The organism is Rhizobium sp. CIAT894 (genome assembly GCF_000172795.2).
Lineage (GTDB): Bacteria > Pseudomonadota > Alphaproteobacteria > Rhizobiales > Rhizobiaceae > Rhizobium.
Genome location: NZ_CP020947.1, coordinates 963,102 through 974,892 on the forward strand (window position 1 = coordinate 963,102; position 11,791 = coordinate 974,892).

11 protein-coding genes and 1 pseudogene are annotated in these 11,791 nt (G+C 61.8%); 5 read left to right on the plus strand and 7 right to left on the minus strand.

Annotated features, from left to right (window positions below; all coding sequences use genetic code 11):
- Nucleotides 1-10: 10 nt before the first annotated feature.
- Entirely contained in the window at nucleotides 11-3,184 is a 3,174-nt protein-coding gene (locus RHEC894_RS04680; RefSeq protein ID WP_085736444.1) for an EAL domain-containing protein, read from the minus strand.
- 239 nt (nucleotides 3,185-3,423) lie between these two features.
- On the opposite strand from RHEC894_RS04680, the gene RHEC894_RS04685 reads away from it, so the two are divergent.
- Both RHEC894_RS04685 and RHEC894_RS33875 read left to right on the plus strand, forming a co-directional pair.
- The gene (locus RHEC894_RS04685; protein WP_003569889.1) at nucleotides 3,424-3,684 is read left to right on the plus strand and encodes a DUF1344 domain-containing protein; all 261 of its coding nucleotides are present in this window, start codon (nucleotides 3,424-3,426) and stop codon (nucleotides 3,682-3,684) included.
- 8 nt (nucleotides 3,685-3,692) lie between these two features.
- A pseudogene (locus RHEC894_RS33875) lies at nucleotides 3,693-3,934 on the plus strand (DUF1902 domain-containing protein).
- Nucleotides 3,935-3,946: 12 nt separating this feature from the next.
- Here the strand turns inward: RHEC894_RS33875 and RHEC894_RS04695 are convergent.
- The 4 genes from RHEC894_RS04695 to RHEC894_RS04710 form a co-directional block, all read right to left on the minus strand.
- Nucleotides 3,947-4,537 carry a histidine phosphatase family protein gene (locus tag RHEC894_RS04695; RefSeq protein ID WP_085736445.1) on the minus strand — a complete coding sequence of 197 codons (591 nt, stop codon included), beginning with the start codon at nucleotides 4,535-4,537 and terminating at the stop codon, nucleotides 3,947-3,949.
- Nucleotides 4,538-4,558: 21 nt separating this feature from the next.
- Nucleotides 4,559-5,377, minus strand: coding sequence for an enoyl-ACP reductase FabI (gene fabI / locus RHEC894_RS04700; RefSeq protein WP_049736024.1), 819 nt, complete (start codon nucleotides 5,375-5,377; stop codon nucleotides 4,559-4,561).
- Between the two features lie 122 nt (nucleotides 5,378-5,499).
- Entirely contained in the window at nucleotides 5,500-6,762 is a 1,263-nt protein-coding gene (locus tag RHEC894_RS04705; RefSeq protein ID WP_010068367.1) for a DnaJ C-terminal domain-containing protein, read from the minus strand.
- Between the two features lie 316 nt (nucleotides 6,763-7,078).
- Complete coding sequence (locus RHEC894_RS04710; RefSeq protein ID WP_085736446.1) at nucleotides 7,079-7,537, minus strand: RT0821/Lpp0805 family surface protein; 459 nt, start codon at nucleotides 7,535-7,537, stop codon at nucleotides 7,079-7,081.
- A 65-nt stretch (nucleotides 7,538-7,602) separates the two neighbouring features.
- Here RHEC894_RS04710 and pdxH point away from each other — a divergent pair, with 65 nt between their 5' ends.
- Entirely contained in the window at nucleotides 7,603-8,223 is a 621-nt protein-coding gene (gene pdxH / locus RHEC894_RS04715; protein ID WP_085736447.1) for a pyridoxamine 5'-phosphate oxidase, read from the plus strand.
- 5 nt (nucleotides 8,224-8,228) lie between these two features.
- Here the strand turns inward: pdxH and RHEC894_RS04720 are convergent, their stop codons facing one another.
- Nucleotides 8,229-9,266, minus strand: a complete 1,038-nt coding sequence (locus tag RHEC894_RS04720) for a polysaccharide deacetylase family protein (RefSeq protein WP_085736448.1) — start codon at nucleotides 9,264-9,266, stop codon at nucleotides 8,229-8,231.
- 334 nt (nucleotides 9,267-9,600) lie between these two features.
- Here RHEC894_RS04720 and RHEC894_RS04725 point away from each other — a divergent pair, with 334 nt between their 5' ends.
- Together RHEC894_RS04725 and RHEC894_RS04730 are read left to right on the plus strand one after the other, a co-directional pair.
- Complete coding sequence (locus RHEC894_RS04725) at nucleotides 9,601-10,884, plus strand: D-alanyl-D-alanine carboxypeptidase family protein (RefSeq protein ID WP_010067742.1); 1,284 nt, start codon at nucleotides 9,601-9,603, stop codon at nucleotides 10,882-10,884.
- Between the two features lie 76 nt (nucleotides 10,885-10,960).
- Nucleotides 10,961-11,278 carry a pyrophosphatase gene (locus RHEC894_RS04730; RefSeq protein ID WP_085736449.1) on the plus strand — a complete coding sequence of 106 codons (318 nt, stop codon included), beginning with the start codon at nucleotides 10,961-10,963 and terminating at the stop codon, nucleotides 11,276-11,278.
- Nucleotides 11,279-11,297: 19 nt separating this feature from the next.
- On the opposite strand, the gene RHEC894_RS04735 is transcribed toward RHEC894_RS04730, so the two are convergent.
- Nucleotides 11,298-11,789 carry a GNAT family N-acetyltransferase gene (locus RHEC894_RS04735; RefSeq protein WP_010063353.1) on the minus strand — a complete coding sequence of 164 codons (492 nt, stop codon included), beginning with the start codon at nucleotides 11,787-11,789 and terminating at the stop codon, nucleotides 11,298-11,300.
- Nucleotides 11,790-11,791 lie beyond the last annotated feature (2 nt).

Here is an 11,791-nt window from a genome sequence, read left to right on the forward strand (position 1 = left end):
AGGGCGGCGGTCACGAGGCCAGCCGCCATCCCGTTCCTGTGGCTTCGGTGGTGAAATCGTCGAAGGAGAGCGGCCGCGAGAAGGCATAGCCCTGCAGAATATCGCAGCCGAGATCGCGCAGCAGTTCGGCATGGGCCGCCGTCTCCACCCCTTCGGCCACCGTCTCGACGCCGAGCGAGCGGGCGATCTCGATGATCGAGCTGACCAGCGCCCGTTCCTGCGAGGCATTCACGATCGGCTGCACCAGTTGGCGGTCGATCTTCAGTCGCTTCGGCTTCAGCTTCAACAGGCTAACGATCGAGGTATGGCCGGTGCCGAAATCGTCGACCTCGATATCGATGCCGAGCGCCTTGATACGCTCGAGATTGTGCGAGACGACATCCTCGCTCTCGTCGAGGAAGATCGATTCCACCAGTTCGAAGGAGAGTTCGCCCGGGCGGATCGAGAGATCGGCGAGCGATTCCAGCAGGCTGCCGTCATGCAGCCGCCGCGCCGAGACATTGACCGAGACCTTGGGTACGGCAATGCCCAGCGCCGTCCAGCGCATCTTGTCGCGCAGCGCCGTTTCCAGCACGATCCGGTCGAGCGTCTGCACAACATTGATCTCGTCGGCGATGCGCAGGAACTTGTCGGGGGCGAGCCACCCCTTGGCCGGATGCTTCCAGCGCACCAGCGCCTCGACGCCGGTCAGTTCCATCGTCCGGGCTGAGAATTGCGGCTGGTACCAGGCGGTGAATTCGCCGTTGTCGATGCCGGCGAGGATCTCGTCGGCCGTGCGCTTGGTGTTGATGACATCGGCCTGCAGATTGTGATTGAAGAATTCGAAGCGATTGCGGCCCAGGCTTTTGGCGCTGTAGAGCGCGATATCGGCATTGATCAGCACCTTGCGCGCATCGACATGGATGCCGTTGGCCAGCGCCACGCCGATCGACACGCCGCAGCGGCAGGAAAAACCCTGAAAATCGATCGGCTGGCGCATCTCCTCGATGATCCTCGTCGAAAGCTCGGCCATCTCCGTGTCGCCGACGTCGAGCGCGAGGATGACGAACTCGTCGCCGCCGATGCGCGCAACCAGATCGCTGCCGCGGACGTTCCTGGCGAGCACTTTCGAGGCATGCACCAGCATCGCATCGCCGGCGGCATGGCCGAGCGTGTCGTTGATTTCCTTGAAGCGGTCGAGGTCGATATGCAGTATCGAGAATTTCTGCCGCTGCCGGCGGCCGTCATGGGTGAGCTTTTCAAGCGCGATATCGAGCTTGCGGCGATTGGCGAGCGCAGTCAGCGGGTCGTGCAGCGAATTGTGCTCGATCCTGTTCTTGGCGAGCTCGAGTTCGATATTCTTGGCGACCGCCTCGTCCTTGGCCGCTTTCAGCCGGATCGTCATCAGCATGTCTTCGGTGGCATCGAAGGCGATGCCCATGATCTTCGTCTCGCCGGTTCCCGTCTGGTGAACCTTGCCGACCGAGCGCACATAGCGCACCGAGCCGTCGTCTGATATCACCCGGCAGACGAGGGTGTGCGTATCGCCGTTCTTCTTGAAGTAACGCGCGCTTTCGAGCGCCAGGCCCCGATCCTCGGGGTGGATGCAGCCAAGCCAGGTCTCTTCGGTCATGAAGCCGTTGCGAGGGGCAAGCCCGTAGAGCTCGTGCATGCGCTCGTTCCAGATCGAGCCGCCCCGGCCGGGCCGCGCTTCCCAGATGCCGCACTGATAGGAGTTGAGCGCAAGGTCGAGCCGGCTCGACAGCTCGGCGAGTTCCCCCTCGCGGCTGGAAAGCTCTTCAAGCGCCAGTTCCAGCTCGGCATTCTTGACCTCGCTCGTGTCCCTGGCTTTGCGCAGCGTGTCGGTCGTCTCCGCATCGACGGTCACGTCCCAGACGATGCCGATCGTCTTGCTGACGCCGCCGGCATCGGTATAGACGGCGCCGACCGAGCGCAGGTGGCGGATGCCGCCATCGGCAAGCAGGATGCGGTACTGCGCCGTGCAGGCAGCGCCGGCAATGCTGCAACTGAAGAAGTGGATTTCGGCGATCTCTCGGTCCTCGGGCAGGATCGCCGCCAGCCATTCGTCGAGCCCTCGGCTTGCCTCCTGCGCCGGCTTGCCGTGCAGGGCCGCCGCGCGCGCATCCCAGAGCAGGCTGCTGGTCTGATCCTGCAGCTCCCAGATGCCGATATTCGAGGATTTCAGCGCCAGATCGAGCCGCTGCGACAGTTCCTTGAGTTTCGCCTCGCGTGTTTCCAGCTCGGTGATGTTGCGATTGCGCTCACCGAGCAGCAGCGTGGCGAAGAAAATCGGGATGATGATGATGCAGCCGGCGGCAGCGACGATCAGGCGCAGCTCGGTTCGGTTTTCCGGTATTGCGTCCCAGCCGCTGTTCGGGACGACGGAAAGCTCCCATTTGCCGCCGGGAAAGCCGATCTTCTGGCGAATCGGATCCCTGTCGTCGATATCGGACGACCCGAAGAAGGGGGCTGTTGTCGCGGCCTTCGCCGGCGAGCCGACATCGCGGACGGCGATCGAAAGATGGTTGAGATGCGGAAAACGTTCCCGGTTCTCGCGGTCGCGCGCCGGCATCAGCCCGGTCGCCTCGTAGAACATCTGCTGGTCGATGACGAGCTCGACCGCCCCCCAGAGCCGCCGCTGGCCGTTCTCCTTGGCGAAGACCGGGAAGAATATCGCAAAGCCGTCCCGGCCGTCGATGCTGACAGGGCCGTAGAAGCGGGCCGACTGATCGCCGGCCGCAGGCGTCATCGCCTGGCGTGAAAACAGCGTTGCGCGCACGTCGCGGCCGATCTGCTCATTGCCGGGTAGCCTGGGATAGACGTTGTCGATGATGAAATCCGGTGCGACGGCGATGTGAATGAAGGACGGATTCTGGATCAGCAGCCAGTTGATCTGCCGCTCCATCTCCTCTCCGTTTGCGGCGCTGACGGAGATCAGATTGGCAAGGTCGCGGACCATGCTGAGGTCCATATTGATCTCAGCCATCACCCTGGCGCGGATGAGGTTCGCCTCGCTTTCGGTGCGGATATGAAGTTCGCGCACATAAGATTGAGTATTGGCCCGGTCGAGGCCGAAGCCGACCATGATAATGACAAGGGCGACGAACGATGAAACCAGAAACGAGACGCGGGTATTCTTCAACACGCGCCGTAACTGCTTGTTGTCGCTCAGCCTGGAAAGCAAAATGAAACTCCCATATTCCGGGCAACTGTAGGGCGCGGGGGTTAATTTACGATTGCCCGCCGGCGATGCCGAAATCATGGGAAGGAAAAATCGCGGTTAAGGCGGCATCTTGATTATATTTAAAATCCTATTCATCAATTGGGCGGGAAAAGCCATTCTTCCGGGCAATTTTCGCCATATTCAGGAGGCTATCTGTGACCAGTCATGTTCTCGTGCAGCGTTTCAAAAGGATTGTCGCCATGCGTTTCGTCGTCGCCACGCTTTTGGCAACAGCAAGTTTCCTGTCGCCGATGAGCGGTTTTGCCGAAAGCGCCGATGTCGAGGCGACGATCAAGAAGGTCGACACCGCCAATCTCGTGCTGACGCTCGATGACGGCAAAACCTATCAGGCGCCCGAGGAATTCAATTTCGACGGCCTCGAAGCCGGCGTGAAGGTAATTGTCTTCTACACCGAGGTCGACGGCAAACGCGTCATCAACGATCTCGATATCGTCAAGTAGGCGGGTCAATGAAGCACGCCTCAATCATAGTGCGCGCGGATTGGGATGAGAGGCTGGCGTTTGGGTTGCCAGCAGCAACGATATCGAAGGGCTGGCGATCGAGGCCGGCACCGTCAAAGCCGTCAAGCCTAAAGTTATCGCAGCGATAACCGACCTTTTTGAGCTGAACGGTTTTACCTCGAACCTACCGGAAATCCCCATTCACATCATGGCCGAACAGCTCGTTCTTATTCGCAATCCAATCTACTGAGCGCACGGCCGACTACAACCAGACGATCGTCCGCTCGCCGGTGTCGATCCTGGCGATCCGGTCCTGCGGGATCGCGCCTTCGGCAGCGCTGCTCTTCGGCAGGTCGGAAATCGTCTGGAAAAACGTGCGGATGACGCCGCCATGCGTCACGCAGACCGTCGGGCGATCGACAGACTGCAGCCATGAGCCGGTGCGCCAGGAGAGGATTTCATAGCTTTCCGCGTCGTCGCCGGGCGGGATGAAATCCCATTTCGAGGCGTTGCGTTCCGCCACCCGTTCGCGCTGCGTCGCCTTCAGCTCCTTGAGCGTCGAGCCCTCCCAGTCGCCGAAGGAAATCTCCACCAGTCTGGAATCGGTGCGATAGGCGAGCGGCGGCAGGCCCATGGCGGTGCGGACGATTTCCATCGTCGCGCGCGTGCGCTGGAGCGGGCTTGCGACGAAATCGAATGCATCGACCGTCTCGCCGAGAATTTCGCCCAGCGCCAGCCCGTTCTGACGGGCCTGTTCCAGGCCCGTGGCATTCATCGGGATATCCTTCTGGCCTTGCAGGCGGCGCTCGGCATTCCAGTCGGTCTGACCGTGTCTGATCACGTAGATAAGCACGGGTCTCGACTCCGGAATGCTTTAGTCCTTGACGACCGAAATGTCGGGGGCGTCGACCGCCTTCATGCCGATGACATGATAGCCGCTGTCGGCATGGTGCACTTCGCCGGTGACGGAGCGCGACAGGTCCGACAGGAGATAGAGGCCGACATCGCCGACTTCCTCGATGGTGACGGTGCGGCGCAGCGGCGCGTTATATTCGTTCCACTTCAGAATGTAGCGGAAATCGCCGATGCCGGAGGCGGCGAGCGTCTTGATCGGGCCGGCCGAGACGGCGTTGACGCGGATGTTCTGCGGTCCGAGGTCGACGGCCAGATATTTGACGCTTGCCTCGAGCGCGGCCTTGGCGACGCCCATGACATTATAGTTCGGCATCACCTTTTCGGCGCCGTAATAGGTCAGCGTCAGCATGGCGCCGCCATCCGTCATCAGCTTCTCGGCGCGGCGTGCGACCGAGGTGAAGGAATAGACGGAGATCTGCATCGTCTTGGCGAAGTTGTCGGCCGAGGTGTCGACGTAACGGCCGGTCAGCTCGTCCTTGTCGGAAAAGCCGATCGCATGCACGAGGAAATCGATCTTGCCCCAGAGCTTTTCGACGTTTGCGAAAACCTCGTCGATGGTGGCTTCGTCGGCAACGTCGCAGTGGCCGACGAGCGTCGCGCCGATTTCGGCGGCGAGCGGCTCGACGCGCTTCTTCAGCGCATCACCCTGGTAGGTGAGCGCGACTTCGCCGCCCTGCGCATGAATGGCCTTGGCAATACCCCACGCAATCGAGCGATTGTTGGCGACACCCATGATGACGCCGCGTTTGCCTGCCATGAGGCCGGATGCTTGAGCCATATTTCGCTCCCTAGGAATTCTGATCGATCCTGCCTATGGCATAGGCCGTTAATCGGTTCAAGCTTGGCCTGGATCATCAACTGTTAGGTATCGTAACAAAGGGTGCGAAAGTCATAAATATTTCACAGGAACAGGCCCTCGCGCATGCTCCGCATGAGATCTGTGACTTTGTCGTCGGGCTTTTCCCACAGGATAATGCGCAATTCGACGACGAGATCGCCTCTGCCGCCCTCGTCACGGGGCAGGCCCTGGCCGGCGATTTTGATCGTCTTGTCCGAACCCGACCATGCGGGGATGATAATGTCGAGCGGACCGCTCGGTCCCTCGATGCGCGCCTCGGTGCCGAGAACGGCATTTTCGATGCTGAGCGGCAGCACGGCGTGGAGGTCGAAACCGTCGACCGTGAAGCGCGGATCGGGCGCGATGCGAATGGCGATGACGGCATCGCCCCGCTGCATTCCCGGCAGCTTGAAGCCCTGGCCCTTGAGCCTGATCTCGTCACCATCCCTCGTGCCGGCCGGCAAGGCGAAGCCGATCTCTCGGCCCTCCGGCAGCGACGCGGTGATCCAGGAGCTCTTCAGCACGTCGTCGACCGTTACCGTTGCCGTCGTCACCTCATCCGGCGCTTTTTCCATGCCCGTATCCTTGGCGCCGGTGAAACGGCGCACCAGGGATGTCAGGATGCTGAGCGGCAGCGACAGGTTGGCGCCTGGATTGGCTGCCGTCTCCCCGGCTTCCTCGTCGCCCTTGATCTCGACTTCGGCGGCCTCGCCATCCAAGCGCTTGCCGGCCTCGCTCTGGGCGGCCTGTGTCTGCGGGTTTTGTGTCTGCGGGTTTTGTGTCTGCTGGTTTTGGGCCTGCTGGTACTGCGCCTGTTGGTATTGGGCCTGTTGGTACTGGGCCTGTTGGTACTGGGCCTGCTGGGCGCGGCCCTGCGCCCGGCCGCCGCCGGCAGCGCGCGCCTGGGCGCCGAAAATACGCTCGACCATCTCGTCGGCGGGCTCGGCCGATCCTGCCTGTTGCCTGGAGCTGTCGGCTGCCGCCTTCTGGGCTGCGCGCGCAATCTCTTCCATCACCCGTTCGGCATTGGCCTGCGCCGCCTTGGCGCGCACGGCAGCCTCTCGGGCGGCCTGGCGCTGCTGCATGATCGTCTGTTCCTGCTGCTTGGCTTCGGCCATCCGCATGGCATTGTCGAGCAGGCTGCGTTTGCGCGGGTCTTTCAGCGTTTCATAGGCGCGGCCGATTTCGGCGAACCGGGCGGTCGCCGTCGGGTCACCCTGATTGTGGTCGGGATGGGCAGCCTTGGCCATATTGCGCCAAGCCGCCTTGATCTCGTCTGCTGCCGCGTCGCGCTTGACGCCGAGAATTTTATAAGGATCGCGCATGTCAAAACCGCCGGTGTTGCGATGCGGGAAGCCATTGCCTTGCCCGCATCCCCGTCCAATATCGAAAGTCCAAAATCAACTCGCGAGGCGCCACCTGCCGAAAAGGCAGGCAGAACCACTCTCAACACCGATCGTGCGGGCGGAGTTGCTAATCACTTCTTATTTCTTCGAAGAGATGCGGAGTGTTTTGCCCTGAATGGTTAGCTCTTTGCTAAGCATTCGGCAGGGCCGAGGTGGATGTTAACCTGTGGGACAGGCGGAGCAGCCTTCCTGCAGCATTAACTTTCCCGCCGGAAATTAACTTTCCCGCCGGAAATTAACTTTCCGGCTGAAAGCTTAAAAGCTGCCAGTTGCCGCCGCCGACGAGGCAGGTCTTGCCGTAGAATTTGGCGATGCCGACATAGGAATGGCGGGTTGTGCGGAACTGCCGGCAGACCTGGCCTGATTCGTTGTTCTCGACGATCGTATCGATGACGCCGGCGCTGCCGGTCGATGCATTCGCCCAGGGAAGCGGCTGGCCCTCGAGCCTTTGCACGTCGGCCGAGGTCACGGCGTTGCGCACGGTCATCTCGTCCGAAAGCGTGTCGGTGCTCGGCGGTGTCTGCGGCACGGTGCCGGTTGCGACCGACCGGTCGACCTTGGCTTCACTCAAGAAATCCATGCCGCCCGAAACGCAGCCGGAAAGCGAAAGCATGGCAACGCCGATGACGAAGAAGGCGCTGCTGCGGCGCTGCAGGCTCTTTGTATGGCGAGATGACTTTGCTATGACTTCCACCCTGCATCCTGTCCAGTTATCAAAAGCTGGGCGAGTTTTGAATAATCCGGGGCATTTGAACCAATATGTCGGCAAACGAGTTAACAAGCGGTGACTTTACCGAAAGTGGCGAACCCTTCAAGCTCTTTGCCGAATGGCTTGGCGAAGCGGAGGCCTCCGAACCGAACGACCCCAATGCCGTGGCGCTGGCAACGGTCGATGAGGATGGTCTTCCCAATGTCCGCATGGTTCTCCTGAAGGGATTCGACGATGACGGATTCGTCTTCTACACCAATTTCGAGAGCCAGAAAGGTCGCGAAATCTTGGGGCAGAAGAAAGCCGCCATGTGTTTCCACTGGAAAAGCCTGCGTCGTCAAGTGAGGCTGCGCGGCCCGGTCGAGATCGTCACCGACGCCGAAGCCGATGCCTATTTCAGGACGCGGGCCCGCGGCAGCCGCATCGGCGCCTGGGCGTCGAAACAATCCCGCCCGCTCGAAAGCCGTTTCGCGCTCGAGAAGGCCGTGGCCGAATATACCGCCCGTTATGCCATCGGCGATATTCCGCGCCCCGCCCACTGGTCGGGCTTCCGCATCCGCCCGACCTCGATCGAATTCTGGAAGGACCAGAACTTCCGCCTGCATGACCGTGTCGAATTTCGCCGGCCGTCCCCGGAAGGCAAATGGGACAAGGTCAGGATGTATCCCTGACAGGCTTACCGGCCCATCAGCTTCAGCGGAATGCCGGAGGCGAGCGCCGTGACATAGCGTCGCTTCTGGTAGAAGCCGTTGAGCGAAATGCGCGGGAGATAACCGGTCAGCCGCGTTGCCGGCAGCCCGGGTTGGGTGGTGACCGCGACGGTGAAGCCGAGATTGCGGGCGATCTTCGCCTCACGCGCGGTCGCAGCCTCCGGCGTGCCGTAGGGATAGGCGATCGTCTGAGGACGGATGCCGGTCACCGCCTCGACGTAATCGGCCGAGACCTGCATCTCTATCCGCGCTTCGGCTTCCGGCAGGCGCGCCAGGGCGCGATGGCTGATCGTATGGGCGCCAAGCGCTGCGAGCGGATGCCCCGCGAGCCGTTGCAATTGACCGGCCGCCATCACCAGTTGGCGGGTAAGATCGGTCGGCTCGATGCCGTTTTCCCGCGCCAGCCTGTCGATGGCGGCGACGGCGCCGGCCTCGTCGGAGCGGTGGATATACCGGGCGAAGCGGTCGAAGGCGTGCCATTGCTGCGGCGGATCGTCGAGCCCCAGGCGCTCGCTGCCGCGGCCGAAATCGAAGCGGATTTCGCTTTTCCGGCGCAAGAGCACGGCAAGCGTCTCCCACCAGATGCTGTGCGAGCCCTCGGCAAAGCCCTTGGCGATAAACACCGTGAACGGCGCCCGGTGCCGCTCGAACACCGGCAGCGCGTGCTCCAGATTGTTTAGATATCCGTCGTCGAGCGTGAAGGCCGCAAATGGCGGTCCGCCGTCCGATTCGGCGAGCAGCACCGGCACCTGGTCGAGCGGCACGAAGCGATAGCCCTCCCGCCTGAGCCGCCCGAGCGCCGCATCGAGAAAACGCGGCGTGATTTCGAGATGGGCGTTCGGCTCGAAAGCCTCAGGCACGTGCGGACGGACATGATGCAGCGTGAAGACGACGCCCGGTCCGCGCGCTTGCCGCATCAGCCCGGCCGAAGAAAGCAGCCAGGAAAGCTCGAGCCCGGCGCCGATCGCCAGTCGCTTGCCCAATCGCTTGAATTGTCCCGTCATGAAGCGTCTATCCCGAGAGCAATTCCAGGAAAAGTGCGAAGCGGTTTTCCGTCCGGAATTGCGTTCAATTAAAAACCGAGAGCGATTCTCCGCTTCCATCAAAGCTGAAGCGCTTGAGCCTTTTCCGGAAACTAGCAAGTGTGACTTAAGCCTTGCTGAATCCCGAAACGGCACGGCTCTTTGATTTCCTGTTAACCAAGACGATGAAAAGACTGGAAAAATGATAGGCGTTGCCTCAAAGTCGCGCCAAACTTGCCGCTTCTGTCACATTACGGCACAAGCGCCGGCCGATCGAGCCGGCGAATCCAGGGCCAGGGCATCAAGGGGAAAATGCATGAGAACGCTTTTGGCGGCTGTTTTGACCGTAACGCTTGCCGTTTCGGCGCCTATTGCAGCCCTTGCCGGCAGCGCTTCATTGATCCTCGATGCCCGGACCGGCAAGGTCCTCGCCGCCGAAAACGCCGACACGCTGAACCATCCGGCCTCGCTGACCAAGATGATGACGCTTTATCTCACCTTCGAGGCGTTGAAACGCGGCAAGATCGCCTGGGATACACCGATCACCATGTCGAAATACGCCGCCGCGCGGCCGCCGACCAAGCTTGGCGTCAAGGCCGGCGGCACGATCACCGTGCGCGAGGCGGTCTATGGTATGATCATCAAATCCGCCAATGATGCCGCCTCCGCCATGGGCGAGAAGCTCGGCGGCTCGGAAAGCGGTTTTGCCCGGATGATGACGGCCAAAGCCCGCCAGCTCGGCATGAGCCGCACCGTCTTTGTCAACGCATCGGGCCTGCCGGACGGCCGTCAGGTGACGACGGCGCGAGATATGTCGACGCTCGCCGTTGCGTTGATGAAGAATTATCCGAACGAATACCGGCTGTTTTCGGCGGCAAGCTTCAATTTCCGCGGCCGGACCGTGCGCGGCCACAACAATCTCATGTACCGCTACCAGGGCATGGACGGCATCAAGACCGGTTACACCAACGCCTCCGGCTTCAATCTCGTCAGCGCCGTCAGGGACGGCAACCGCCGCGTCGTCGGCGTCGTGCTCGGCGGCCGCACCGCCCGCAGCCGCGACGACAAGATGGCTGGTTTGCTCGACCGTTATCTCGGCCGCGCCTCCTCCTCCGGCAGCGCAAAGCTGGTGGCGAGCGTCAGCGGCAGGGAGCCTGTCGAAGTCGCGTCGGCTGCCGACGATTCCGATGTTCCGGTGCCGCTCAGCGCGCCGCGCCCGGCCGACGATCTCGCGGCAAAGAGCCTGGCTTATGCCGATGACGCCGTCGTGCCGCTGGAGCGCCCGGTGGCGATGGACGAAATCCTCAACGCCGGCAAGACCGCCAAGACTTCGGCGAAAAAGGCAGATGGCGACTGGCAGATCCAGATTTCGGCCGCCCCGAGCGCCGATGCGGCGCGTGCGCTTCTCGCCCAGGCGCAGTCGGAAGGCGGCGCGCCGCTGGTTTCCGCCTCGCCCTATACCGAAGCGGTCGGGCAGGGCGCCAATAAGATCTATCGCGCCCGCTTCGTCGGCTTTGCCAGCAAGGATGCCGCGGTGTCGGCCTGCGATGCCCTGAAGCAGCGCTCCTACGACTGCATGCTGCTGCCGGATCACAGCTGATCGCAACGCCTCAAATTCTAACTCTGGACAAGCAACGGGAATCAGCGTCTCCTCCGTAAACAAAAGGAGAACGATCATGTTGCGTCACCTCGCCGATCAGTTCGAAGCCGCTTCCTCTGCTCATGTCGCTGCCAATGGCATCGAGCGCGATACGGACTGGTTCCTGCTGAAATTGCAGGAAGAAATGGGCGAGTTCACCCAGACATGGAACCGGCTGACCGGTCGAGGCCGCGCCAAAGGCCGCTCGCCGGAAGACATGCAGCGCGATCTCGCCGACGAGACGGCCGACCTTCTCGGTCATCTCATGCTGTTTGCCCGCCACAACGGCATCGACCTCGCCGCTGCGATCGAACGCAAGTGGCTGTTTCGGCCGGCGGAGGTGGCGAAGAGTTGATGCATGTCGGCCGATGGAGTCAGCCGACCTTATAGCGATAAAACTTGCTGTCCACCGCCATCAGCGGGAAGGCGCGGGGCAGGGTGTTTTTGGCAATTTCGGTAAAGCCGTTCTTCTCGTAGAAGCGATGGGCGGCGACGAATTTGTCCGTCGTGCCGAGGAAGATATCGGTGAGGCCGACATGCCTGGCATGGGCGATCAGGCGGTCGAGCAGCAGCGCAGCCACGCCGTGCTCACGGCCGCGAACTTCTGCCGAGACGAACATCTTGCGCAGCGCCGCCTGATTGTTGCCGATATCCTTGAGCCCGAGCGTGCCGACGATGGCGCCGTCCTTGACGGCGACCCAGAATTCGCCTTTGCCGGACTGATAGAAATCCGGGATGACCCGGAGATCCGGCTGCGCATCGGCAGTGATGTCGATGCCGAATTCCTCGCGCTGGATCGGCAGGATCACCGAAAGCACCGCATCGGCGTCATCGGCGGCAAAGGGTCTGATTTCGATCTCCGCCATCG